We start from the raw sequence: 23,408 nt of genomic DNA on the forward strand, positions 1-23,408 counted from the left end.
AGCAGAATCGCCGCATGGATGCCGATACGCTGCGCGCGACCCAGGCCCCGCTGAAGGACAAGTACCGCGAGCAGCCGGAGAGCGCGCTCGTCACCCTGCACGCCGACGCCGAGCTCGACGCCCTCGGGATCTCCTGCAAGGTGGAGACCGGCCGAGCGGTTGTGGAAGCCGGCCTGCACCCCGCGACCGGCGGCGACGGCAGCCTCGCCTGTTCGGGCGACATGCTGCTGGAAGCGCTCGCCGCCTGCGCCGGGGTGACGCTGCGGGCGGTCGCGACGTCGCTGGGTCTCGACGTGCGCGGCGGCCGCGTGCGCGCCGAAGGGGACCTCGACTTCCGCGGCACCCTCGCCGTCGCGAAGGACGCCCCAGTGGGCTTCCGCGCGATCCGGCTGTCGTTCGCGTTGGACACCGACGCCTCCGATGAGCAGCTCGCCACGCTGAAGAAGCTGACCGAGCGCTACTGCGTCGTCTTCCAGACGCTGCGGACGCCGCCGGAGTTCGCCGTCACGCTTTCGGCGAACTGAGCCGGCTCAGGGAGAAACCCGGAGGACAAACCGGACGCACTGGCCTAGCTTGGCGGGGTCACCGAGAGGGGAAACCGCCATGCCGGAACCGGACAGCGCCGTCCAGGTGCGCGGGCTCGTCAAAACCTACGGGTCGACCCGCGCGCTCGACGGCGTCGACCTCGACATCCCGGCCGGGCGCGTGCTCGGCCTGCTCGGCCCGAACGGCGCCGGGAAGACCACCACGGTCCGCATCCTGACGACGCTGCTGCGGCCGGACTCGGGGTCGGCGCACGTCGCCGGGTTCGACGTCCTGGCCCAGCCTGACGAGGTGCGGCAGCGAATCGGGCTGTCCGGGCAGTACGCGGCCGTCGACGAGAACCTCACCGGGTTCGAGAACCTCTACATGGTCGGGCGGCTCTACGGCCGCCGGAAATCGGCGGCTCGCTCGCGCGCCCGGGAGCTGCTCGCGCGCTTCGCGCTCGAAGAGGCCGCCGACCGGCCGGCGAAGGGCTACTCGGGCGGCATGCGGCGGCGCCTCGACCTGGCCGGCGCGCTGGTCGCCGAGCCGACCGTCGTCGTCCTCGACGAGCCGACCACCGGCCTCGACCCGGGTGGGCGGCTCGACACGTGGGGCGTCATCAAGGAACTGGTCGCCGACGGCACGACCGTGCTGCTGACCACCCAGTACCTCGAAGAGGCCGACCAGCTGGCCGACTCGATCGTGGTGATCGACCACGGCCGGGTGATCGCGCGCGGCACGGCCGACGAGCTGAAGGCCCAGATCGGCGGCGAGCGGCTGGAGCTGGTCGTCGCCTCGCCCGCGGACCTGCCGGCGACGCTGGCGGTGCTGCGCGAAGTGGGGACGGGCGAGCCGTCCGGCGACGACCACACGCGGCGCGCGGAGATCCTCGTCGACACCGGCCCGAAGGCGCTCATCGAAGCCCTGCGCCGGCTCGACGGCCAGGGCATCGCCGTCCAGGACGTCGCCCTGCACCGGCCGACCCTCGACGACGTCTTCCTGTCCCTGACCGGCCACGGCGCAGAGGAGGCCGCGAAGTGAACGCGCTCGCGAAGGGCATCTCCGACGGCGGCATCATCACGTGGCGCAACCTGATGAACGTCCGCCGCAACCCGGACTGGCTGATGGCGGCGACGCTGCAGCCGATCATGTTCGTGCTGCTGTTCGCGTACGTCTTCGGCAACGCGATCGGCGGCGAAGCGGGCGGCGCGGCCTACCGCGAGTTCCTCATCGCGGGGATCTTCGCCCAGACGGTGGCGTTCAACTCGGCGTTCACGGTCATCGGCTTCGCCAACGACCTGCAGAAGGGCATCATCGACCGGTTCCGCTCGCTGCCGATGTCCCGCATCGCGGTGGTCCTCGGCCGGACGACGTCCGACCTGGTCGTCAGCGTGGTGGCGCTGGTCGTGATGTCGGCGTGCGGGCTGATCGTGGGCTGGCGCATCCGCGGGAGCTTCTGGGACGCGCTGCTGGGCTACCTGGTGATGCTGATGTTCGCGTGGGCGCTGTCCTGGGTGGGCGCGCTGATCGGCCTCGCGGCGCGCAGTGTCGAGGTGGCGCAGAGCCTCGGGCTGATCTGGATGTTCCCGCTGAGCTTCATCTCGTCGGCGTTCGTACCGACCCAGACGCTGCCGGGGTTCCTGAAGGCGATCGCGGACTGGAACCCGTTCACGGCGGTCATCAACGCGACCCGGGACCTGTTCGGCAACCGCTTCGGCCCGGCGCAGACCGGGTGGCCGGCGGAAAACGCGGCGCTGTACGCGATCCTGTGCTGCGTGGCGATCATCGCGGTGTTCGCTCCCCTGGCGACGGCCAAGTACCGCCGGGTGGCGAGCAAGTAGCACCGTCCGAAGAGGACTGACCTCGGTCAGTCCTCTTCGGACAGCTCCACGATCGGGATGACCCGCTTGGCCTGCCGCGCCTTGGCCTGGTGATCGGCCAGGAACGGATAATGCTTCTCCAGCTCGATCCACGTCCGCACGTAGTCGGCCCCCAGCAGCGGCAGCGCCTCCGCCTCGAACTCGCGGCCGTCGACCTCCACCTTCACCCGCGAGTCCTCCGCGAGGTTCAGGTACCAGTCCGGGTGCCGGGGCGCGCCGATGTTCGACGCCACCACCAGCAGCCGGTCGCCGTCGCGGTGGTACATCATCGGGACCGTGCGCGGCTCGCCCGACCGGCGGCCCGTCGTCGTGAGCAGCACCAGCCGCTCGCGGTGCATGCCCTCGACCTCGCCGCCCGCCCGGAACTGCTCGATCACGCGGCGGTTGGTCTCCCGCACGTCCACGACGGTCACTGGTCGTAGTAGCGGGTCGGCGGGGGCTGCTGCTGCGGGTACTGCCGGGTCGGCGGCGGCGCCGCGTTCTGCTGGCTCGTGCGGCGCCGGTGCAGCGTCCGGGCGCTGGCCGCCATGCTGTTCACGACCGCGGCGATGACGAGCCCGATGACGAGGTTGATCGCGGCCGTGGCGATCTTCGCGCTCGGCGCGACCGTCAGCGTCAGCGGCAGGACCACCGCGATCAGCGTCACCAGCACCATGATCCAGCCGAAGAACTGGGACGGCGCCGGCGTGGCGACGCTCAGCAGGTGCATCAGCCCGGTGGCGAGCAGGGCCACCGCGGCGGCGACCAGCGCGTACGTCGTGGTGCTCGCGTTGCCCCAGACGCCCTCGCCTTTTGGGGCCAGCACTTCGACCTCGAACACGCCGCGCGCGATCAGCAACCCGACCACCGCGAGCAGGGCCGCGATCACCGCCGTCGCCACCCCGCCCGCCCACAGCCGGCGCGCGTCGATCCCCGGGCGGACGTCCTGGGGCTGGTTCCCGTAGTAGTCGGACATCAGAGCCTTCCTGGGTCGGCTGCCTCTCGCCCCCGATTGTCCCCTCTTTCGGCCGCGTCCGCGATTTGCGCTGGAGCGCACTCCAGCTCGTAGCGTCGGGGCATGACCACCGCACAGCACAAGATCGGTTCCGGTTTCGGCGCCACCACCACGGCCGCCGAAGCCGTCGCAGGCGCCGACCTCACGGGCAAGCTCGCCGTCGTCACCGGCGGGTACTCCGGGATCGGCCTCGAGACCACCCGCGCGCTGACCGGCGCCGGCGCCCACGTCGTCGTCCCGGCCCGCCGCCGCGAGACCGCCGAAGAGGCCCTCGCCGGCCTCGAGAACGTCGAGGTCGACGAGCTGGACCTGGGCGACCTCGAGAGCGTCCGCGCCTTCGCCGAGCGCTTCCTCGCGACCGGACGGCGGATCGACCTGCTCATCGCCAACGCGGGCGTGATGGCCTGCCCGGAGACCCGCGTCGGCCCCGGGTGGGAAGCCCAGTTCGCCACCAACCACCTCGGGCACTTCGCCCTGGTCAACCGCCTGTGGCCGGCCGTCGCCGACGGCGCCCGCGTCGTCTCGCTGTCCTCGCGCGGCCACCACTACTCGCCGATCCGCTGGGACGACGTCCAGTTCGAGCGCGGCTACGACAAGTGGGCCGCCTACGGGCAGGCCAAGACGGCCAACGTGCTCTTCGCCGTCCGGCTGGACGAGCTGGGCGCGGAGCAGGGCGTCCACGCGTTCGCGCTGCACCCCGGCGGCATCATGACGCCGCTGCAGCGGCACCTGTCCCGGGAGGAGCACATCGCCCGCGGCTGGATCGACGAGGCCGGCAACTACCTGGTGAAGTTCAAGACGCCGGAGCAGGGCGCGGCGACGACGGTCTGGGCCGCGACGTCACCGCAGCTGACCGGGCTGGGTGGGCTGTACCTCGAGGACTGCGACGTCGCCGAGCTCGCCCCCGACGACGCCGAAGGCCTGGCCGAGTCGGGTGTCCGCCGGTACGCCGTGGACCGCGACGAGGCCCGTCGCCTGTGGACGCTGTCGGCGGAGCTTACCGGGGTGGACGCTTTCGCGTGATCTTCTGACGTTTGCCCGGCACGGGTTCGGGGTACATCGCGGCCGTGGCCGACGAAGCCGGCAGAACGGGGAACGCGCCGATGGGCGACGCGGACGACGTCACGTGTTCGCGCTTCGCGCTCGGCGAGTTCACCGCCGCCCCGCGTTCCCTCGACGACGACGACCGTCCGCCCGGCTTGCTGGCCGGGCGGTACGAGGTCGGCAGGCTGGTCGGCAGCGGCGGGACGGCGCGGGTGTACCGCGCCTACGACCTCCGCCTGGAGCGCGAGGTCGCGGTCAAGATCTACGACCGGGACGCCGTCGCGCTGGACCAGCGCCGGCGGCTGCGCGAGATGAGCATCCAGGGCAGCATCACCCACCCGGGCGTGGTGGCGCTGCTCGACAGCGGCACCGAAAACGGCCGGACGTACCTGGTGATGCAGCTCGTCGAGGGCGAGAACCTGGCGGAGCGGCTGCTGGGCGGCCCGATGCCGGTGGCGGAGGTGATCGCGCTGGCCGACGGGCTGGTGGAGGCGCTGGCCCACGTGCACGCGCGGCGCGTCGTCCACCGGGACCTCAAGCCCGCCAACGTCTTCCTGTCCGCGGACGGCCCGTTGATCGGTGACTTCGGCATCGCGCACGCCCTCGACACCACGCACATCACGGGCACGGGCGTGGTCCCCGGCACGGCGGCGTACCTGGCGCCGGAGCAGGTCGGCGGCGAGCGGGCGGGGCCGCCGGCGGACGTGTACGCGCTGGGATTGATCCTGCTGGAATGCGTGACGGGCCGGCGCGAGTACTCGGGCACGATGATCGAGGCGGCGATGGCGCGGCTGACCCGGCCCCCGCGGATCCCGGAGGGGCTGCCGCCGTCGCTGGCGCACACGTTGCGCCGGATGACCCGCCGCGAACCGGCCGACCGCCCGACGGCGGCGGAGGTCCGGGAGCTGCTGCACGCCCCGGTACCGACGCGGCCGTGGCCCGCGGGCCGGCTGGGCGAGGCGTTGCGCCGCCACCGCGCGACACCGGTCGGAGGCAAGGGAGAACGCCTCGCCGCGGCGAGCGGTGCCGGCCACGCCGGTGCCATCGTCGCCGAGGAAGCCGGCTCCGGCGGGCACAGCTCGCGCGGTTTCACGGCAAGCGGCTCCGACCACCGCCGCGCTCCCCGCAACGGCTCGCGCGGTTCCGGCCGGGCGCTCGCCCCCACGGCAAGCGGCGCCGGCACGCCGAGCCACCACAGCCCCTTCACTCCCACTCTGCGCGATGCCGGCGAGCCCGGCCCACGGAAAATCCTCGCCGCCATTGGCATTTCGCCGACAAGCGAACCCGCGAACCGCCGCCGGTTCACCGCGGCCGCCGGGTTGACCGCCGCGGCCGTCGTCGCCGTTTCCGCTTTCGTTCTCTCCTCCCCGGACTCCGGCACCACCACCCCCGCCCAGCCGCCGGTGCCCAGCTCGCCCGCCCCCACTCCTTCCTCCTCCGTGCCCCTCGCCGCCTCCGGGACCCCCGTCCCGGGACCCCGTGCCCCCGAGTCCGCCGAGCTGGAACCCGCCGCCGTGACCCACGACGACAAGCCGAAACCCCCGAAACCCGCCGGCCCGCCGCCGCACACCCGGATCCACGGCAAGGGCAAGGGCAAGGGCCCCGGGACCTCCGGCCGGGCGTGATCCGGGCCCAACGGCCCTGGTGCCGGAAAGCGGCCCGGCATAGCGCGGAATCGTTTTTCCGAATTCGGACTCGAACCAATAACGAGCCGTAACCGGAACCGGCCGCACCACGACACACACCACGTGTCCGCCCGGCTGCGTTCCGGCTCCGGCACTGCCCGGGAATCCCCGTCCCGGCCGTTTCCCCGACTCCACGGAGGTCTTGATGAGCGTCCACGCTGCCCTCGCGCGGCCGGTTTCCGGAACACCCCGCGGGCGGCACGCCAAGCCGCTGCCCGCGTGGCCGCGCGTCGTCGCCAGGACGCTCTTCCTCGCGTTCGGCCTGATCTCCGCCGGTGTGGTCGTTGTCGCCGGCCGGCCGCCCGTGCTGCTCGTCGTCCCCGCCGCTGTCCTCCTGCTGCTCGTCGCGAGCGTCGCGAAACTGCGGACCGCCGCCCGGAAGATCGATACGATCTTCGCCGAAGAACTGCCGCGGGAAACGAATCCCGAAACCGGCTGCGGCATCGAGATCTCCTGACTTTCCCGCGCCACAAAACTGATCCTCGGCAAAGGGATGACAGCCCTGGTGACCTCGCCCGGCCCCGGCGTACAACGGGTCGGGCACAGCGCCACCGACTTTGGGGAGTCATCATGGCCGATCCCGCAACCCCCGCGTCGCCGGTCGAGCTCGACCGGGTCCGCACCGAACTGGCCGCACAGGGCCATCCCTGGGTCATGGGCGAGAACTCCATGACCATTCTCGAAGAAGACCAGCGCCGGCACCGCCTGGGTGTGCCGCTGCCGCCGGAAAGCGACCGGCGCGAGCTGGAATCGCAGGCGAAGTCGCTCGCCGCCGGGGAAGCCGGCCGCGCCACGGCCGGGTCCGGTGCCGGCGCGCCCGCGCAGTTCGACAGCCGCGCCGCCGGTGGCGCGAACTACGTGACGCCGGTGAAGGACCAGGGCGACTGCGGCTCGTGCGTCTCCTTCGGCACGGTGGCCGCGATGGAGATCGTCGCCGCGTTCACCCGCGGCCAGCCGGGCCTCAAGCTCGACCTGTCCGAGGCGCACCTGTTCTACACCCACGGCGCGAACGACGGTGCGACCTGCGACACCGGCTGGATGCCCGACCGGGCGCTGAAGGCCTGCCACGACGTCGGAATCACCTACGAGGACTATTTCCCGTACAGCCCGCGCAACCGGTCCGGCGCCAAGCTGAACGCCGACTGGCCGAACCGGCTCGCGACCACGCCGTCGTACGCCGCGCTGACCGGCAACCCGGCCGCCATGAAGGAAAAGCTCGCCGCGTGCGGCGCGCTGATCGCGTGCTTCCTCGTGTACCAGGACTTCTTCTCCTACCGGACGGGCGTGTACCGCCACGTCACGGGCGCGCTGGCCGGCGGCCACTGCGTCACGCTCGTGGGCTACGACGACGCCCAGGGCTGCTGGATCGCGAAGAACAGCTGGAGCACCGGCTGGGGCGACGGCGGGTTCTTCCGGATCGCCTACGGCGAGTGCGGCATCGAGACCTGGCAGGTGGAGCAGGTCGGCGCGGTGAACCTGCGTTCGTGGACCGGCTCGACGTCGGTGCTGGGCCTGTGGAGCAACGACCAGGACCGCAACACCTGGGCGTACCTCAAGGACCTGGGCTGGCTGCACCTCGCGGCCGACGACGAAGTGGTCAACAAGGCGATGCTCACCGAGCTCGTCGTCGCGAAGCAGGGTGGCCGTCCGGTCAACGCGTTCAACAACAACGGCACGATCATCGAGACCTACGTCTTCTAGGAGCCGCGAGATGGCCGCATCGACCAGCCCGTCCGCCGCGCCCGCGGCGGTGGCACCCGGCGCCAGCCCGGACAACGCGCCCCAGCCCCTCACCCCCGACCAGCTGACCGCCGCCGCGACGGCCGTGACCGCGGAGCCGAGCGTGGCCCCGGTGCTCAGCCCGCCGGGCGCACCGCGGACGGCCGCCCCGGCCGCGACCGCCACGGCCTGGCAGTCGAACAAGAAGGTGCTGGCGCTCTGGACCAACAACTCCGACCGCAACGGCTACGCCTACGTCGACGGCGTCGGCTGGAAGCGCCTCGCGACGACCAGCGACAGCGTCCACGAGGCGCTGCTGGCCCTCGCCTCGTCGGGGCGGCTGGCCGGCTCGATCACCTACCCCGAGGCCGCCGACGGGCTGGTCCACGAGATCTACCTCTGGTGAAGGTGCTCACGCTCGAAGCCGACGGCGCGGCGGCCGACGTCGCGCCCGGCGAGCGGCTGGAGCTGCGGCTGCCGGAGAACGCGGGCACCGGCTACCAGTGGGTGCTGGACGGCCCGGAGCCGCCGCTGCGGGTGGTCGAGGAGACTCGCCACCCGGCGACGGGCCGGGCCGGCGCCACCGGCGAGCACCGGTTCGTCCTGCACGCGGACGCCCCGGGCGAGACGACGCTGGTGGCGCGGCACGCCCGCCCGTGGGCGCCGGAGAACGAGCTGCGCCAGTTCCGCCTCACGGTGCGAGTCCGCGGCTCGTGAGTGCTGATTCGGGTTCTGACCCGAATCACCACACACGACCGGGCCGGCTCGTCAGCCCGCGTCCTGCCAGGGTTCGAAGCTGCGCAACAGCAGCCTGACCTGCGCCGGGTCCCTGATCTCGGCCTCGACGCCCCGCGGCATCGCGATGATCAGGTGCGTGTCCCGCGCCGCGCAGCCGGCCGCCGTCGCGGCCAGCACCGCCGCTCCGCCGCCGTCGACCGCCGTGGCCATCGTCAGGTCCACGACGAGCCGGCGGGCCCCGGCGGCGAAGGCGGCTTCGACCGCGCGGTGGTAGCTGGGGGCCAGGCCGCCGTCGAAGAGCCCCTCGACGGACAGGATGACCTCGTCTTCGAGGAGAACGCTGCGAAGTGTCATCCTGGCCTCCTGCCGACCGGGTTTTTCCCACCGGTCCGGGTTCTTCGTAAAAGGTTACGTCAGACCCCGGTGCGGGTGCAGGCTGAGAGCGGCACGCTTCCCTGTCGATCAACGGAAAACCGGCTTCCGGGCGGCGCTCACCGCCGAAGATTTCCTCTCCCCATTCAAAGGTATAGCCGACCCCCGGGCTTGTGGCAAGACCCGGGGTCGGGTTCACAATCCGGGTTCACCATTTTCTGCCGAGGGGATTCCTTCATGCGTGTGCTGCTGTCCACGATCGGCTCGCGGGGCGAGGTGCAGCCGGTGCTGGCGCTGGCCTCGGAGCTGAGAGCGCTGGGACAGGACGTCCGCCTGTGCGTGCCGCCCGACTTCCGGGAGTGGCTCGACGAGCTGGGCTTCGACGTCGTGCCGATCGGCCCCGAACTGCGCTCGACCGCGTCGGCGCACCGCGGCAAGCCGACGCCCGAACAGATCCGGAAGTCCACTGAGGACACCGTCACGACCCAGTTCGAGACGATCTCCGTGGCCGCCGAGGGCTGTGACGTCCTCGTCGCCGGCGGGGCCCTGCAGTTCGCGACGCGCTCGATCGCGCAGCGGCTGGGCGCCGCCTACGTCTACGCGAGTTTCTGCCCGATCACTTTGCCGTCCGACCTGCACGCGCCGCCGCCGATGCCGTGGCGGACGCCCGGGGAAAAGGAAAACCGCGCTCTGTGGGCAGAAGACGCGCGGCGTTGGAACAGCTTTTTCGGCGGCAAAGTCAACGAATACCGGGCAGCCGCCGGACAGGCACCGGTCGACGACCTGCCGGGCCACGTGTTCGGCGACCGGCCGTGGCTCGCCGCCGACGCCGCGCTGGCGCCTTGGCCCGAGCCGGGCGACCCGCGGATCGTCCAGACGGGCGCCTGGATCTGGCCGGACGAGCGTCCGCTGCCGGACGACCTGCGGGAGTTCCTCGACGCGGGCGAGCCGCCGGTGTACTTCGGGTTCGGCAGCATGCGCGCGCCCGGTGAGGTGGCCGAGGCCGCGCTCGCCGCGGCTCGGGCGCACGGCCGCCGGGCGGTCGTCGCCCGCGGGTGGGCGGACCTCGTCGCCGCCGACGCCCCGGACTGCCTCGGCATCGGCGAGGTCAACCAGCAAGCGTTGTTCAAGCGTGTGGCCGCGGTCGTCCACCACGGCGGCGCGGGCACGACGACGACGGCCGCCCGCGCCGGCGCGCCCCAGGTCGTGGTGCCGCAGATGTACGACCAGCACTACTTCGCGGGCCGGGTCCGCTCGCTCGCTCTCGGCGCGGCGACCGATCCGGGCGTGCCGACGGCTTCATCGCTGACATCGGCGCTCGCGGTGGCGTTGCGGCCCGAAGTGGCTTCGCGGGCGCAGGCGTTCTCGGGCCGGGTGCGCGGGGACGGCGCGAGCGTCGCGGCCCGCCACCTGCTGACGACGGTGCCGCTCGCGTCCGCCTGAGTGTCGGTTTCCCGGGGTGCCGTTCGTCGGTGTGGCGACCAGCACCCCGGGAAAGGACCTTCCTCATGACCGTGATCATCGCCGGGCCGGTGTACGTCGAGCCGGCCGACCGCGACCGGTTCGTCGCCGGCCACCGGATCGTCGTCGAAGAGGCGCGCCGGCACCCGGGCTGCCTCGACGTGTCGATCTCGCCCGACCCGGTGGAGCCGGGCCGGGTGAACATCTTCGAGTACTGGGAGTCGGCGGAGGTGCTCGACGCCTGGCGGGCGAAGGCGCCACGGCCGACCGCGCGGTTGCCGTTCGAGGACGGCGGGGTCCACAAGCACGTCGTCGCCCGGACGAGCGGCCCCTTCGACTAGCTCAGCGCGTAGAAGTCCTCGAGCACGGCACGGGCCTCGTCGGTGTCGGGAACCGCGGCCTCCCCTCGGATTTCCGCGGAGTCGGCGGCGATGTCGAAGCCGAAGAAGGGACAACACGCCTTCTCGCGCGCGGCGAGGTCGCGGACCCGGTCCTCGACGCCCGGCTCCGCGCGGAACCGGAACCGGATGCCGATGGCGGTCCGCTCCCGCGAATTCCGTCACGACGTGGCCGTCGGGGACGGAAATCCAGCGGTCGTCGGCGCGGAGGTGGATAGCGACCGCGCACGTCTTCCGATGCTAGGAAAGATGGTCAGCGCAAGTCCAGCCACAGGATGCGCAGGCCGACGTCGCCGTGGTCGGGGTGGCGGAACGCGCCCGGCGCCGTGCCGAGCGTGACGAAGCCGAGGCTCTCGTACAGCCGGATCGCCGCGGTGTTCACCTCGACGACCGCGTTGAACTGGATGGCCGCGAACCCGCTCCGCCGCGCCCAGGCGACCAGGTCCGTGACGAGCGCGCGGCCGACCCCGGTGCCGCGCGCCTCCTTCGCGACCATCAAGCTGCCGGACGCGACGTGGCTGCCGGGCCCCGGCCGGTTGGCGTACATGTTCGCGGTGCCCGTCACCCGCTCCCCGTCGACGGCGACCACCACCCGGGCCGGCGGTTCCCGCAGCCAGAGCCGCCGGGCCTCGGGTTCGGTCATCGCGGGGTCGTAGGGGAACGTCCGCCGCTCGGTGACGACGTCGTGGACGATCGGCCAGATCCGCGGCCAGTCGCCGGCGCGGGCCTCGCGGATCACGCGCGGACCGCGGCGCAGAGTTCCGGGACCACCGTCTCGATGTCGTCGCGCAGCACGAACGCGGCGTCCTCGTCGTACGGCGTGGGCTGGTGGTTGACGATGACGAGCGTCGCCCCGGATTGCACCGCGATCGTGCACAGCGACGCGGCCGGCTCCACCTGCAGCGAGCTCCCGACGGCCAGGAAGACCTCACTCGCCGCGGCGACGTTCCGCGCGCGCCCGAGGACTTCGCCGTCCAGCCTCTGTCCGAAGAGGACGACGTCGAGCTGCAGGATGCTGCCGCACCGCGGGCAATGCGGGTCGTCGTCGCCGCGCTCCAGCACTTCGGTGGTCGGGAACCGGGCCGCGCAGCCGATGCAGCGCGTGGTGTGCATGCTGCCGTGCAGTTCGAGGACCTTCCGCGCGGCGAGGCCGGCCTTCTGGTGCAGGCCATCGACGTTCTGGGTGAGCACACGCACACCAGTACCGTCGCCGTCCAGGTCGGCCAGGGCGCGGTGGGCGGCGTTCGGCTCGGCGCGCCAGGCCGCGTGCCCGCGGTAGCTGCGCCAGAATTCCCGGCGGACACCGGCATCGGCCATGAAGTTCTCGAGCGTGAAGGCGTTGACGGCACCGGGCGAGCGCGTCCAGACGCCGTCGGGGCCGCGGTAGTCGGGAATGCCGGACGCGGTGGAGATCCCGGCGCCGGTCAGGACGCCGACGAGCCGGGCACCGCGAATCCGGTCGATGAGCTTCATACCGCGGAGGTTAACGACCGCCCGACGCCCCGACGACCGTTTTTTCCGGCGCGATGTCACACCGAGGCACCTTGTGGCGACTCACCGGGAAAGCCGAGGAGGAATTCTGTGAATGCGGTATCGGTCGGCGTGCTGACGGCGCTGGTCTCTCTGTCAGGGGTGCTGGTCAGCGTGCTCACCACTCGGCAGGCGAATCGCCGGCTTCGCCAGGAGCACGCCGACGAGGAAGCGCGGTTGCGGCTCGACGCGGCGATGCGAGCCGGAGAATTGTTCTCGGGGAAAGACGACAGTCCGGCCGATCCGGCCGCGGTGGTGTCCGGTCTCCTCGCCCTCACGAAGCTCGACAACGCCGAACTCGCGGTCGCGCTCCTGGTCGATCTGTGGTCGGAAGAAGAACCGCAAGTGGCTCCCGAGACGGCTGTGCTGGTCATCGATGCCGCCTTGGGGTCGACCGGAAACGCCCAGCTGGTCGCCGCGGAACTGCTGTGCCGCAACGCGCATCGGCTGAACTCCTGCCATTCCCTGCATTGGCCGAGCGCCGTGGACGGCGACTGGAATCCGGATTTCTGTCCCAAGACGAAACTTCTCTTGATCGACGCGCTCATCGGAATGACTCTCGCCCACCCGAGCACCGAGGACGCCCTGCGGTCCGTCGCGGTCCGCCTCTACGGTGTGTGGAGCCGGGACAACAATCCGCGCGTCCGGGGTTGTGTCGGCCGGCTCATCGGCGCGGTGGTACCGGCCCTGCAAAAGCTCGGATACCTCGACTTCATGCAGGGCAAGCAGACCGTGCTCCTCGGCGAGCTGGAAAAGGCCGCCGCGAGCGGGACGCACAACCCGGACGGCTATCTCGACCGCATGGTCGACGACCGGTGCAAGAAGCTGTGTTCGTGGGCACACGCCTGCGAACAAGCGGACCCGGCCTCCAGCCTGGCGACCGCCGTCTGAGGCTCAATCCCTCCGCAGCCGCAACGCCAGCGCCGGGCAGGCCGCCGCCGCTCGGCGGGCCTCCGTCACCAACCCCGGCGGGACCGGCCCCGACGCCACCACCGGGTACCCCCACTCGTCGAGCCGCACCGCCTCCGGCAGCAAATCGGCGCACAACCCGTGCGCCCGGCACCCGATCGGGTCCACTGTCAGCCTCACGCGACACTCTCCAGGATCCGGCACCGGCCACCGGCCGAATGCGCCACGACGTCGGCGTCGAACACCCGCAGCGCGCTCGCCGCGAGGCGGGCCGCGCCGTCCGGGTGGGCGCACGCCCCACGGCCGGCCAGCAGCGGCAGCCGGCGGGCCAGCCGGGCCGTCGCGGGACCGCCGCGGAGCAGGTCCGCGAAGTCCGCCGCGATCGCCGGCAGGCCGAACATGCACGGCCCGCACTGCCGGGCCGACTCCGCCGCCAGGAACTCCAGCACCTTCGCCGTGTACTCGAGCCCGCACACGCGCGCCGGAAGCGCGTACACCGCCGCGATTCCCGAGAGCCCGGACCGGAAGTCCGCCGTCCACGTCCCGCCGTAGCCACCGACCAGCACCGCCCGCACCGGCTCGGCCTCGCCGCCCGCCGCCGCCAGCACCGCGGACAGCGACGCCCCCGCCGCCACCTCCACGACCCCCGGCCGCCGGACCGCGCCGGTCACCGTGACCAGATCGGCCCGCGCCGCGCGGTAGTGCCGCGGGCCCTGGAGGACCACCAATGCCAGCTGCGCCAACGTGTCGACGTTGTCCACGAGCGTCGGCCGGCCGCGCACCCCGCGTTCGTCGGGCCGTGGCGACTTGCCGAGCGGCCGCGCGTCCCCCGACGTCAGGTGGTGGACGAGCGCGCTCTCCTCACTGGCGACGTACCGGCGCGGGACCTCCTCGACGCGCACCGGCACGCGGTCGTCGCGTTCGGCGAGCGCCGCGAGGACGCTCGGCAGCACCGCGCTCCCCTGGTGTACACAAAGGACGGCTTCCCCGGCGCCGACGGCGTGCGCGGCGAGCTGCACGCCGTCCAGCACCAGGTGCGGCGACAGCGTGAGCAGCGCGGCGTCCTTCTGGCTGAGCGGGTCGCCTTCGCACCCGTTCGCGACGACGATCGAGCGCGGTTTCCGGGCCGCGCGCAGCTTGCGCGCGGTCGGGAAGCCCGCGCCGCCGCGGCCGCGCAGGTCCGCCGCGGCGACGGCCTCGATCAGCCGGTCGCGGCCGTCTTCGCCGTGGTAGGCGACCCAGGGCACGACGCCGTTGCGGCGCCGGTGGCCGGCCAGGTCGAGGCGGTGGGGCGGGAGGATGGTCATCGGGTGCCTCCGAGCGGCGAGAGCTTGCGGGTCGCGGTGTCGGCGTGCTGCCGGGTGGCGCGGTAGGCGACGGCGCCGAGGACGGCCAGCACGCACAGCACGTCGAGAGCGAAAATCCAGCCGTACGCGGCGTCGTCTTCGGCCATGCCGAAGCCGTGCACCAGCGCGACGGGCCAGCAGAGGTAGGCCAGCCAGTGCATGGCGCGCCAGGCCCGCGCCGGGATGCGCGTGCGCAGCAGGCTGGTGACGACGATCGCGAGCAGCAGGTCGACGGCGACGGCGCCGAGGCCGACCCAGAACGCCCGGTAGTCCGAGCCGAACGGGACGAGCACGTCGAGCCAGCTCAGCGAAACGTAGCCGTCGAGGATCGCCGACGCGATGTGCGCGACGAGGAACGCGAGGCTGGTCAGCGCGAGGTTCCGGTGCAGGGCGGCGACGGTGAAGCGCGGCCACGCCCGCGTCGCGAACCGGCCGGCGCCGAGCGCGCCGAGGACGACGACCGCGGTGAAGAGGATGAGCGAGACGAGACCGGTCCCGCGGCTGAAGTACCACATCAGGCGGCTTTCCTTTCGCGGGGCCAGCCGGGCGTCGTGACGACGTCGCCGCCGACGCCGACGAGCCGCGCCGGCAGCCGTCGGGCCTCGAGCCAGGCGGGCGCGTCTTCGCCGAGGACGATGGCGGCGGTGCTGGCGGTGTTGGCGTCCACAGTGGACTTCGCGGCGACGGTGACGGTGCGCCACCGCGGTTCGGCGGCGTCCCCGGTGCGCGGGTCGACGATGTGGTGCACGGTCCGGCCGCCGTGCCGCCACCGCCGCCGGGTGGTCCCGGAGCTGGCGAGGGCGCCATCGTGGTGCAGGGCGACGGTGGTGTCGGGCCGGACGACGGCCTCGGCATGGTCATCGCCGAGCGCGATCTGCCAGCCGCCGGCGGGCTCCGGCCCGGCGGAGCGGAGGTCGCCGCCGAGGTTGACGAGAACACCGCAGCCGAGCGAGGCGTGGATCCGCCGCGCCGCGCGATCGGCGGCGAGGGCTTTGGCGGTGGCGCCGAGGTCGAGGTGGACGCCGCGCGGGAGGACGACGAGCCGCTGGGCTGGGTCGAAGAGAACGCGGTGCCAGCCCGGCGCGGGAATCGGTTCCGCTGGGGCAGGTCGTGGATGTGAAACAGGGTTAGAACACTGTTTCACACTCACGACCCCGCCAGTGATCAGGGCGAAGTCGCGGTCGTACCCGAGCGCGCGGACCGCGGCCCCGACTGTCGGATCGACCAGCCCGTCCGTCAACCGGGCCGCCCGCAACGCCGCACCCAGCGCCTCCGCCAGCAACGCCCCCACCCGGACCTGCCGTCCCGCCGTCTCGTGCAGCCGCGAGATCTCCGAATCCGCCCGGAACCGGCTGCACGCCAAGTCGATCGCGGCCAGCTCCACCGAAAGCAAGTCCACCGCCGCGCTGAGCCGGCGAGGGTCGGTGACCAGCACCTCCGCCGTCGTACCCAAGGCCGGGAACGCCGTCGTCACGACGCACCCGTGCCCGTGTGCGCGCTGCCCGAGCCCGAGCTCAGCCCGCTGTCCGATGACTGCAGCTGGTCCTGGGATCCGGTCGAAGTGGAGGTGGTCGAGGTGCCGGCCGACGCCGTCGAGAGGCCGAAGCCGATCGCGCCCGCCGTGGCCGCGCCCAGCACCGCCACCGTGGCCGTGACCAGCGCGGCCTTGCGCCGGCCGTGCTCGCGGCGGGCCGCGCCGCCGGTCTTGTAGGGGTCCATGGAGACGAGTCTCGCCACGGTTCCTTTGAACGGCCTGGGAGCGACCTGTCAACTCCCTGACGGTCCACAGTGGACACCTACCAAAGGAGGTTGACACCGGAAAACCGTTAACCCACTCTTCTCCTTGTCCGCCGGAGGTTCCCTGGTGTTCACGAACCGGACCACGACACGGCACGCGCCGGCCCTCCGGCCTGGGCATCATGAGGCGCCCTCACCCACCACAGCTGGAGGACCCATGATCCGCAAGCGGATCTTCGCCGTGTTCGCCGCCGCCGCGCTCGTCACGGCCGGGGCGATCACGACCACGGTCGTCACCCGGACGGCGGAGCCCGCCGTGCAGCCGGCGGCGGCCACCGTGCCGGCGTTCGACCACATCGTCCTCGTGATGTTCGAGAACAAGAAGTACTCCTCGATCAACGGCAGTTCCAGCGCGCCCTACTTCAACGCCCTCGCCTCACAGAGCGCGAAGTTCACGAACTCCTTCGCGATCACACACCCGAGCCAGCCCAACTACGTCGCCCTCTTCTCCGGCGCGACGCAGGGCGTCACCGACGACAGCTGCCCCGCCAACCTCGGCGCGAAGGCCAACCTCGGCCAGCAGCTGATCGGCGCCGGCAAGACGTTCAAGGGTTACTCCGAAGCCATGCCGTCCGACGGCTACACCGGCTGCTCCAGCGGCACCTACCGGCGCAAGCACAACAGCTGGGTCGACTTCTCGAACGTCCCGGCCGCGAGCAACGTCCGCTACTCGAGCTTCCCGTCCGATTTCACCCAGTTGCCGACCGTTTCGTTCGTCACGCCCGATATGTGCAACGACATGCACGACTGCTCCATCGGCACCGGCGACACCTGGCTGAAGAACCACCTCGACGCCTACGCCCAGTGGGCCAAGACCCACAACAGCCTGCTGATCACCACCTTCGACGAGGACAGCGGCACGTCGGTCAACCAGATCTTCACCAGCTTCACCGGCGCGCACGTCAAGGTCGGCAGCTACAGCGAATCGATCAACCACTACACCGTGCTGCGCACGATCGAGGCGTCCTACGGCCTGCCGGGCATCGGCGGCGCCGCGAGCAAGTCGCCGATCCTCGACGTCTGGCAGTAACCGCGTGTACCTCGCCACCATCGGCCGCCGAGAGCACAGCTCCAAGGGCAAGCTCTCGGCGGTCGGCGCGAACGTCTTCGCGCTCGGCGCCGTCAGCCTGGTCACCGACGTCTCCTCCGAGATGGTCACCGCCGTCCTGCCGGTGTACCTCGTGCTCGGACTGCACCTGAGCCCGGCCGCGTACGGCCTGGTCGACGGCCTCTACACCGGCGCGACGGCGCTCCTGCGGATCGTCGGCGGGTACGTCGCCGACCGCGTCCGCCGCCGCAAGGTCGTCGCCGGCACGGGCTACGCGCTGTCCGCGGTGATGAAGCTCGGCCTGCTCGCCGCCGGGTCGTCGGCGGCCGCGATCGGCGCCGTGATCACGCTCGACCGCACCGGCAAGGGCCTCCGGACGGCGCCACGCGACGCGCTGATCACCCTTTCGGCCCCGGAACCGCTGCTCGGCCGCGCCTTCGGCGTGCACCGGGCGATGGACAGCATGGGCGCGTTCGCCGGGCCGCTGGTCGCCCTCGCCGTGCTGGCCGCGGTCGGCGCGGCCAACCCGGAGGCGTTCGACGCCGTGTTCGTCGTCAGCTTCTGCGTCGCCGCGATCGGCGTGCTGCTGCTGGTGCTGTTCGTCCGCGACCACCGGACGCCGCGGCCCGCGAGCCCGGTCTCGCCCCGGGCCGCGGCCGCTCTGCTGCGCGGCAGCGGCGTGCGGCGCCTGCTCGTGGCGGCGTGCGTGCTCGGGCTGGCGACCGTCGGCGACGGGTTCGTCTACCTCCTGCTGCAGCACAAGGAGGACATCGCGACCGGCTGGTTCCCGCTGCTCGCGGTGGGCACCAACCTGAGCTACCTACTGCTCGCCGCGCCGCTGGGCGCGCTGGCCGACCGGGTCGGGCGGCTGCCGGTGGTGCTCGGCGGCTACGGCGCGCTCGCGCTCGTCTACCTGTTGCTGGCCGGGCCCGTGTCCGGCTGGCCGCTGTTCGTCCTGTCGCTGGCGTTGTACGGCGCCTTCTACGCGGCGACCGACGGCGTCCTGATGGCGCTGGCCGGTCCGCTGCTGCCGGAGTCGTTGCGCACCACGGGGATTTCCCTGGTGCAGACGGCGCAAGCGCTTGCGTACTTCGCCTCGTCCGTCCTCTTCGGACTCGCGTGGCAGTTCTGGGGCCCCGGGCTCGCGATCGGCGTGGCCGCCGGTGGCGCGGTGGTCGCGATCGCCGTGACGTTCGTGGTCCTCTCCCCCAGGAAGGTCGCCGCGTGAAAGCCCGGATCCTGATCGCCGTCGCCGGCGTGTTCGTGCTGGCCGGGGCGGCGGTCGCGTACGTCGGCTTCGCGAGCGCGCGCGGCCACGACGTCTCCGCGACCGGCGTGGTGAGCCTCTCCCCCGGCCCGCGGCTGCTGTTCCGCAGCACCGCCGACGCCGACCGCGGCCACGTCGCCACGGTGTCCGCCACCGACCCCGGCGGCGCGCGGACGGTGTCGCCGCTGTCCTGCAGCCGGGTCTACGCCGCCGGTGGCACCGGCCTCTGCCTGCGCCCGGACGGCGACCTGACCACCTACCAGCTGGTGGTGCTCGACGCGGGACTGACGTCGAAACGCGAGATCCCGCTGGTCGGGCTGCCGAACCGGGCGCGGGTGTCGGCGAGCGGCCGGATGCTCGCGTGGACGGTGTTCGTCACCGGCGACTCCTACAACGGCGGCATGTTCTCCACCCGCGCGGGCATCCTCGACACGGTGACCGGCGACCTCGCCGGCACCCTGGAGGACTACGCCGTGACGCTCGACGGGAAGCCGTACCAGGCGGCGGACCTCAACTTCTGGGGCGTCACGTTCACCCGCGACGACCGCCACTTCTACGCGACGATGTCGACGGCCGGCCACCGCTACCTCGTCGCGGGCGACTTCGCCGCGCACACGGTCCGGACGCTGCGCGAGAACGTCGAGTGTCCTTCCCTGTCACCGGACCAGACGCGGGTGGCGTTCAAGTCCGCTGTGGACGGTGACCCGGCTCGCGGGTGGCGGTTGTCGGTGCTCGACCTGGCGGCGTCGAAGGTGACGCCGCTGGCCGAGACGCGCAGCGTCGACGACCAGCCGGCGTGGCTCGACGACCACACGATCGGCTACGGCGTCCCCCGCGGGCCGGGCCACGCGGACGTGTGGTCGGTCCCGGCCGACGGCTCCGGCGCGCCCCGGCTGCTGATCCCGGAGGCCGAGTCCCCGGCGGCGCTCAGTGACGGCGGTAGTGGGCGATGATGACGCCCTTGGTGGTCGTGACGCTGCGCGTGAGCGTGAACTCGGTGAGCGGCGCGGGTCCTTCGAAGAGGCGCCGGCCCTCGCCGAGGGTCAGCGGGACGATCAGCAGCGTGTAGCGGTCGACGAGGCCGGCGGCGTGCAGGCTGCGCACGAGCGACGCGCTGCCGATGACGGACAGGTCGCGGCCGGGCTGCGCCTTCAGCTCGGCGACGGTCTTCTCGGCGGCGCCCGGCAGGAGGACCGAGTTCTGCCAGGCGCCGGCGTCCTCGAGGGTGGTCGAAGCGACGTACTTGGTGACGGCGTTCAGGTGGGTGGTGAAGGGGTTGCCGTCTCCGCGGTGCGCCCAGGCGCCGATGAAGTCTTCCCAGGTCCGGCGGCCGAAGAGCATGTCGCCGGGGCGGCTCATGCCCGCGGCCATCTCCTGGGCCATGACGTCGTCCTGGTAGCGGCTGCCCCAGCCGCCGTGGGTGAAGTCGTCGCGAGTGTCCTCGTCGGGGCGGCCGAGGCCCTGCACGACGCCGTCGAGGGTGACGTTCATGGTTACGTGGAGCGAGCGCATCCCGGTGTCCTTCCGTTCGTGTCACCTCCCGTACGAACGGCGGATCCGGGGATCGACAGCGGGTCAGTCCATCTTGCGCAACCCGTCGAGGATGCGCCGCATCAGCTCGTTGTCCGGGGCGGCGAACGCCAGCTGGGGCATCAGGAAGCGGCCCGACGACGGCCGTGGCGGCGGGAGCGTGCGCGGGGTCCGCCACGGCAGCCGGTCCGGGGACGGGCCGCGGCGCGTCTGCTCCGGGATCGGCAGGGTCGGCAGCGCGATGGTGCGCGATTCGGCGAGCCGCACGGCCGCCTGCTCGAAGCGGAGGCGCGCCTGGATGCCGGCCACCGTCCAGTCGGGTTCGGGGTCGGGCACCGGGACGCCCCGGCGGGGACGGCGTTCGAGCGCGACGGCCCACGCCGCCGCGGCGAGCGCCGGGAGCAGCACGCCGGCGACGATGGCGAAACCGGACAGATCCGCGGCCATCAGGAGGCCTCGGCGACGGGTAGCAGCATGGCGTTCACTTCCGGACTTACGGTTCTTCCGAAGCATGGCCGACACCTGGATATTCGACGTGAACGAATGTTTCGCGGACCCCGGAGCCCCATCATGAACGAGGGGCAACGCTCTCGCAAGCGGCCGAACGGGGTCCCCCGTCCGGACGGTGAAACAGCAGGTCAAGGCCGGTTTTCGGGTAGCCGCAACGAGCCCCTCACCTGGTAGTACGGGCCCCGGTGGCATCCGGTTCACTTTCCTTTTGTACGTCTCCTGTACGCGGTCGCGGCAAACTCGCCGAATGCGCACAACGACCCTCTTCGTGGCCGCCGCGCTGGCGCTCACCGGGCTCGCTTCCCCGGCCGTCGCCGCCGACGGCAACCCGCTCGAGAAGACGAACGGCTTCTACGCCGACCCGGACTCCAACCCGGCGGTCTGGGTCCGCGACCACCCCGGCGACAGCCTGGCCGGGCCGATCCGGACGTCGATCGCGACCAAGCCGGGCGCCCGCTGGTTCGGCAACTGGAGCGGCGACATCCGCGCCTCGGTGGACAAGTACACCTACGCCGCCGACGTCGCCGACAAGCTGCCGGTGCTGGTCGCCTACAACATCCCCGGCCGCGACTGCGGCGGCGAGTCGACCGGCGGCGCGGGCAGCCCGCAGGCCTACCGCGACTGGATCTCCGCGTTCGCCGACGGCATCGGCGGCAAGCCGGCGGTCGTGATCATCGAGCCGGACGCGCTCGCCCAGCTCGACTGCCTGCCCGGCGACGCCCGCCAGACGCGCCTCGACCTGCTTAACTACGCGGCGACGCAGTTCGCTTCGAAGGCGCCGAACACCTGGGCGTACCTGGACGGCGGCAACGCGACCTGGATCCCGGCGGCGACGATGGCCACGCGCCTGAAGTCGGCGGGCGTGCAGTTCATCCACGGGTTCGTGCTGAACGTGTCCAACTTCTACTCGACGGCCGACTCGACGACGTACGGCAAGGCGGTCGACGCGGCGCTGGGCTACGCGGCCCCGTTCGTGGTGGACACGAGCCGCAACGGAACCGGCCACGGCACGGACAGCGAGTGGTGCAACCCGCCGAAGCGCAAGCTGGGCGCGCAGTCCCAGCTGGGCGGCGGCCCGGAGATGCAGCTGTGGATCAAGGTCCCGGGCGATTCGGACGGCAGTTGCGGCTACGGAGTAGGCATCCCGGCGGGCACGTTCAGCCCGGCCCTGGCCACCCACCTCATCAACGGCGACTGACCAAAGCGCCCCAATGTGGCCTTCGGTGCGTCAGACGCACCGAAGGCCGCCTTGGGTGCATCAGACGCAACCAAGGCCACATTGGGGCGCTGGGGACTCAGCCCAGCGAGCAGGTGCGGGCCAGGTCGGCCGGGGTCGCGTCCGCGGGACGGGCGATCGTCGACGACGCCGGTGGGCGCACCCCGCGCAGCCACCCGCCCAGGGCGTCGAACGCCGTGCGGAAGCACGGGCCCAGCGGCCGCAGCCGGTCCGGGTACGCGTCGACCAGGCCGTCGACGTGGTTGCCGCCCTCCACCCGGTAGTACCGGTGCAGCGACCCGCGCCCGGCCGAAGTGATCATCCGGTCGTAGACGTCCGAATCGCGAGTGATCGGCAGCAGCGTGTCGAGCGTGCCGTGCAGGGTGAGCAGCGGCTTGCCGATCCGCCCGGTCAGCGAGATCCGCTCCACCGCCCGGGTGACCGACGTCGGCCGGGACGCGTACGAATAGTCCGCGTCACACGACGGCGTTCCCGAGGCGCAGAAGGGAATCCCGGCCGACAGCGAACCGTCGAACGACGGGTCCACCTCCTCGCGGTAGATCCGCTGGGTCAGGTCCCAGTAGACGCGGTAGTGGTAGTCCCACAGGAACTCCGACCCCGGCGCGAACCCGCCGTCCAAAATGGACTGGTGCGCCGCCGGGGACCCCGCCGCGTAAGCCGGGTACGCGCGCAGAGCCGGCGGCAGGAACGTCAGCAAGTTCGGTCCATCGGCACGCCACAGCGTCCCCTCCCAGTCGACGCCCCCGTCGTAGAGCCACGGCCGGTTCTCCAGCTGCCACCGCACGAGGTAGCCGCCGTTGGACAGCCCCGCCGCCAGCGTCCGCGTCACCGGACGGCGGTAATGGGAAACCACGGCGGCCCGCGCGGCCAGTGTCAGCTGCGTGACGCGCGTGTTCCACTCGGCCAGCGCGTCGCCCGGCCGGACGCCGTCGTCGTAGAAGGCCGCGCCGGTGTTGCCCTTGTCGGTCGCGGCGAATGCGTAGCCCTCGGCCAGCGCCTGGTCGCCGATCGCGCGGTCGTTCGCGTACTGGCGCCGCACGCCCGGCGAGCCGGAGACGACCAGGCCGCCGTTCCAGTGCGCCGGCAGCCGCAGCACGAACTGCGAGTCGTGGTTCCAGCCGTTGTTGGTGTTGGCCGTCGACGTGTCCGGGAAGTACCCGTCGACCTGGACGCCGGGGACGCGCCCGTACGTCGGCAGACCGGCCGACGTCAGTCCGGCCCAGTCGGCCTCGACCGTGTGCCCGGAGGCCACCGTCCCAGTCGTCGTCAGGTCGTCCAAGCACACCGAAACGGACATCGAAGCGCCGGGCACGTCCACCCGGCAGCCCCCGGCCGAAGCCGACGCCGAAGCGGGCAACCCCGCCGCGAGCGCCCCCGCCAGAACCACAACCAGCCATCTGCGCACGGTTCACCTCCGG

29 protein-coding genes are annotated in these 23,408 nt (G+C 72.2%); 16 read left to right on the forward strand and 13 right to left on the reverse strand.

Features of this window, described 5'->3' with window-relative positions; translation table 11 throughout:
* The first annotated feature begins 14 nt into the window (after positions 1–14).
* The 3 genes from ABFJ78_RS44775 (at position 15) to ABFJ78_RS44785 (ending at position 2,366) form a co-directional block, all read left to right on the forward strand.
* Positions 15–524: an OsmC family protein gene (locus tag ABFJ78_RS44775; protein ID WP_436393531.1), complete on the forward strand. Its 510-nt coding sequence runs from the start codon at positions 15–17 to the stop codon at positions 522–524.
* A gap of 79 nt (positions 525–603) precedes the next feature.
* A complete protein-coding gene (locus ABFJ78_RS44780) occupies positions 604–1,566 on the forward strand; it encodes an ATP-binding cassette domain-containing protein (protein WP_436393532.1) in 963 nt (320 codons plus the stop codon).
* Positions 1,563–2,366, forward strand: a complete 804-nt coding sequence (locus ABFJ78_RS44785; protein WP_436393533.1) for an ABC transporter permease — start codon at positions 1,563–1,565, stop codon at positions 2,364–2,366. The genes ABFJ78_RS44780 and ABFJ78_RS44785 overlap by 4 nt, the downstream gene beginning before the upstream one ends.
* 26 nt (positions 2,367–2,392) lie before the next feature.
* Here ABFJ78_RS44785 and ABFJ78_RS44790 read toward each other — a convergent pair whose 3' ends face one another.
* Positions 2,393–2,818, reverse strand: a complete 426-nt coding sequence (locus ABFJ78_RS44790) for a nitroreductase/quinone reductase family protein (protein WP_436393534.1) — start codon at positions 2,816–2,818, stop codon at positions 2,393–2,395.
* Positions 2,815–3,360 (reverse strand): DUF6069 family protein, encoded by a 546-nt coding sequence (locus tag ABFJ78_RS44795; RefSeq protein WP_364464553.1) that lies wholly within the window; start codon positions 3,358–3,360, stop codon positions 2,815–2,817. Before ABFJ78_RS44795 ends, ABFJ78_RS44790 begins: the two co-directional genes overlap by 4 nt.
* Positions 3,361–3,462: 102 nt before the next feature.
* Here ABFJ78_RS44795 and ABFJ78_RS44800 point away from each other — a divergent pair, with 102 nt between their 5' ends.
* The 6 genes from ABFJ78_RS44800 to ABFJ78_RS44825 all read left to right on the forward strand — a co-directional run bounded on the left by ABFJ78_RS44800 (position 3,463) and on the right by ABFJ78_RS44825 (position 8,564).
* Positions 3,463–4,422: an SDR family NAD(P)-dependent oxidoreductase gene (locus tag ABFJ78_RS44800; protein ID WP_436393535.1), complete on the forward strand. Its 960-nt coding sequence runs from the start codon at positions 3,463–3,465 to the stop codon at positions 4,420–4,422.
* Between the two features lie 44 nt (positions 4,423–4,466).
* Positions 4,467–6,068 (forward strand): serine/threonine-protein kinase, encoded by a 1,602-nt coding sequence (locus ABFJ78_RS44805; RefSeq protein WP_436393536.1) that lies wholly within the window; start codon positions 4,467–4,469, stop codon positions 6,066–6,068.
* A gap of 205 nt (positions 6,069–6,273) precedes the next feature.
* On the forward strand, positions 6,274–6,585 hold the full coding sequence (locus ABFJ78_RS44810) for a hypothetical protein (protein ID WP_436393537.1): 312 nt from the start codon (positions 6,274–6,276) through the stop codon (positions 6,583–6,585).
* A gap of 113 nt (positions 6,586–6,698) precedes the next feature.
* A complete protein-coding gene (locus ABFJ78_RS44815) occupies positions 6,699–7,829 on the forward strand; it encodes a C1 family peptidase (protein ID WP_436393538.1) in 1,131 nt (376 codons plus the stop codon).
* Between the two features lie 10 nt (positions 7,830–7,839).
* A complete protein-coding gene (locus ABFJ78_RS44820; RefSeq protein WP_436393539.1) occupies positions 7,840–8,253 on the forward strand; it encodes a hypothetical protein in 414 nt (137 codons plus the stop codon).
* Entirely contained in the window at positions 8,250–8,564 is a 315-nt protein-coding gene (locus ABFJ78_RS44825; protein ID WP_436393540.1) for a protease inhibitor I42 family protein, read from the forward strand. Before ABFJ78_RS44820 ends, ABFJ78_RS44825 begins: the two co-directional genes overlap by 4 nt.
* A 51-nt stretch (positions 8,565–8,615) precedes the next feature.
* Here ABFJ78_RS44825 and ABFJ78_RS44830 read toward each other — a convergent pair whose 3' ends face one another.
* On the reverse strand, positions 8,616–8,939 hold the full coding sequence (locus ABFJ78_RS44830) for an STAS domain-containing protein (protein WP_436393541.1): 324 nt from the start codon (positions 8,937–8,939) through the stop codon (positions 8,616–8,618).
* A 255-nt stretch (positions 8,940–9,194) separates the two neighbouring features.
* On the opposite strand from ABFJ78_RS44830, the gene ABFJ78_RS44835 reads away from it, so the two are divergent.
* Together ABFJ78_RS44835 and ABFJ78_RS44840 are read left to right on the forward strand one after the other, a co-directional pair.
* The gene (locus ABFJ78_RS44835) at positions 9,195–10,400 is read left to right on the forward strand and encodes a glycosyltransferase (RefSeq protein ID WP_436393542.1); all 1,206 of its coding nucleotides are present in this window, start codon (positions 9,195–9,197) and stop codon (positions 10,398–10,400) included.
* Positions 10,401–10,465: 65 nt separating this feature from the next.
* A complete protein-coding gene (locus tag ABFJ78_RS44840) occupies positions 10,466–10,759 on the forward strand; it encodes a putative quinol monooxygenase (protein ID WP_436393543.1) in 294 nt (97 codons plus the stop codon).
* Between the two features lie 310 nt (positions 10,760–11,069).
* Here the strand turns inward: ABFJ78_RS44840 and ABFJ78_RS44845 are convergent, their stop codons facing one another.
* Positions 11,070–11,555, reverse strand: a complete 486-nt coding sequence (locus tag ABFJ78_RS44845; protein ID WP_436393544.1) for an N-acetyltransferase family protein — start codon at positions 11,553–11,555, stop codon at positions 11,070–11,072.
* Positions 11,552–12,289, reverse strand: a complete 738-nt coding sequence (locus ABFJ78_RS44850; RefSeq protein ID WP_436393545.1) for an SIR2 family NAD-dependent protein deacylase — start codon at positions 12,287–12,289, stop codon at positions 11,552–11,554. The genes ABFJ78_RS44845 and ABFJ78_RS44850 overlap by 4 nt, the downstream gene beginning before the upstream one ends.
* Before the next feature lie 108 nt (positions 12,290–12,397).
* On the opposite strand from ABFJ78_RS44850, the gene ABFJ78_RS44855 reads away from it, so the two are divergent.
* Positions 12,398–13,237: a hypothetical protein gene (locus tag ABFJ78_RS44855; RefSeq protein WP_436393546.1), complete on the forward strand. Its 840-nt coding sequence runs from the start codon at positions 12,398–12,400 to the stop codon at positions 13,235–13,237.
* 3 nt (positions 13,238–13,240) lie between these two features.
* Here the strand turns inward: ABFJ78_RS44855 and ABFJ78_RS44860 are convergent, their stop codons facing one another.
* Genes ABFJ78_RS44860 through ABFJ78_RS44880 form a run of 5 tightly spaced genes read right to left on the reverse strand, consistent with a single transcriptional unit; the run spans position 13,241 to position 16,320 of the window.
* Entirely contained in the window at positions 13,241–13,435 is a 195-nt protein-coding gene (locus ABFJ78_RS44860) for a ferredoxin (protein ID WP_436393547.1), read from the reverse strand.
* A complete protein-coding gene (locus ABFJ78_RS44865) occupies positions 13,432–14,562 on the reverse strand; it encodes an NADH-ubiquinone oxidoreductase-F iron-sulfur binding region domain-containing protein (RefSeq protein WP_436393548.1) in 1,131 nt (376 codons plus the stop codon). The genes ABFJ78_RS44860 and ABFJ78_RS44865 overlap by 4 nt, the downstream gene beginning before the upstream one ends.
* Positions 14,559–15,116 (reverse strand): ferric reductase-like transmembrane domain-containing protein, encoded by a 558-nt coding sequence (locus ABFJ78_RS44870; protein WP_436393549.1) that lies wholly within the window; start codon positions 15,114–15,116, stop codon positions 14,559–14,561. Before ABFJ78_RS44870 ends, ABFJ78_RS44865 begins: the two co-directional genes overlap by 4 nt.
* A complete protein-coding gene (locus ABFJ78_RS44875) occupies positions 15,116–16,075 on the reverse strand; it encodes an FAD:protein FMN transferase (RefSeq protein ID WP_436393550.1) in 960 nt (319 codons plus the stop codon). The genes ABFJ78_RS44870 and ABFJ78_RS44875 overlap by 1 nt, the downstream gene beginning before the upstream one ends.
* Positions 16,072–16,320 (reverse strand): hypothetical protein, encoded by a 249-nt coding sequence (locus ABFJ78_RS44880; RefSeq protein ID WP_436393551.1) that lies wholly within the window; start codon positions 16,318–16,320, stop codon positions 16,072–16,074. Before ABFJ78_RS44880 ends, ABFJ78_RS44875 begins: the two co-directional genes overlap by 4 nt.
* A 235-nt stretch (positions 16,321–16,555) precedes the next feature.
* Between ABFJ78_RS44880 and ABFJ78_RS44885 the strand changes: the two genes are divergently transcribed.
* The 3 genes from ABFJ78_RS44885 to ABFJ78_RS44895 are packed head-to-tail and all read left to right on the forward strand — an operon-like array spanning position 16,556 to position 19,666.
* Complete coding sequence (locus tag ABFJ78_RS44885; protein ID WP_436393552.1) at positions 16,556–17,428, forward strand: alkaline phosphatase family protein; 873 nt, start codon at positions 16,556–16,558, stop codon at positions 17,426–17,428.
* Between the two features lie 4 nt (positions 17,429–17,432).
* On the forward strand, positions 17,433–18,674 hold the full coding sequence (locus tag ABFJ78_RS44890; RefSeq protein ID WP_436393553.1) for an MFS transporter: 1,242 nt from the start codon (positions 17,433–17,435) through the stop codon (positions 18,672–18,674).
* Positions 18,671–19,666 (forward strand): TolB family protein, encoded by a 996-nt coding sequence (locus tag ABFJ78_RS44895; protein ID WP_436393554.1) that lies wholly within the window; start codon positions 18,671–18,673, stop codon positions 19,664–19,666. The genes ABFJ78_RS44890 and ABFJ78_RS44895 overlap by 4 nt, the downstream gene beginning before the upstream one ends.
* Here ABFJ78_RS44895 and ABFJ78_RS44900 read toward each other — a convergent pair.
* Positions 19,641–20,225 (reverse strand): dihydrofolate reductase family protein, encoded by a 585-nt coding sequence (locus ABFJ78_RS44900; protein WP_436393555.1) that lies wholly within the window; start codon positions 20,223–20,225, stop codon positions 19,641–19,643. The two genes, ABFJ78_RS44895 and ABFJ78_RS44900, sit on opposite strands and share 26 nt — an antisense overlap.
* A 63-nt stretch (positions 20,226–20,288) precedes the next feature.
* Positions 20,289–20,690 carry a hypothetical protein gene (locus ABFJ78_RS44905; protein WP_436393556.1) on the reverse strand — a complete coding sequence of 134 codons (402 nt, stop codon included), beginning with the start codon at positions 20,688–20,690 and terminating at the stop codon, positions 20,289–20,291.
* 310 nt (positions 20,691–21,000) lie between these two features.
* Here ABFJ78_RS44905 and ABFJ78_RS44910 point away from each other — a divergent pair, with 310 nt between their 5' ends.
* On the forward strand, positions 21,001–21,951 hold the full coding sequence (locus ABFJ78_RS44910; protein WP_436393557.1) for a glycoside hydrolase family 6 protein: 951 nt from the start codon (positions 21,001–21,003) through the stop codon (positions 21,949–21,951).
* A 97-nt stretch (positions 21,952–22,048) separates the two neighbouring features.
* On the opposite strand, the gene ABFJ78_RS44915 is transcribed toward ABFJ78_RS44910, so the two are convergent.
* Positions 22,049–23,377, reverse strand: coding sequence for a 3-hydroxybutyrate oligomer hydrolase family protein (locus tag ABFJ78_RS44915; RefSeq protein ID WP_436393640.1), 1,329 nt, complete (start codon positions 23,375–23,377; stop codon positions 22,049–22,051).
* Positions 23,378–23,408 lie beyond the last annotated feature (31 nt).

Origin of the sequence: Amycolatopsis sp. MEPSY49, from assembly GCF_051337345.1 — a bacterium.
Classification (GTDB): Bacteria; Actinomycetota; Actinomycetes; order Mycobacteriales; family Pseudonocardiaceae; genus Amycolatopsis.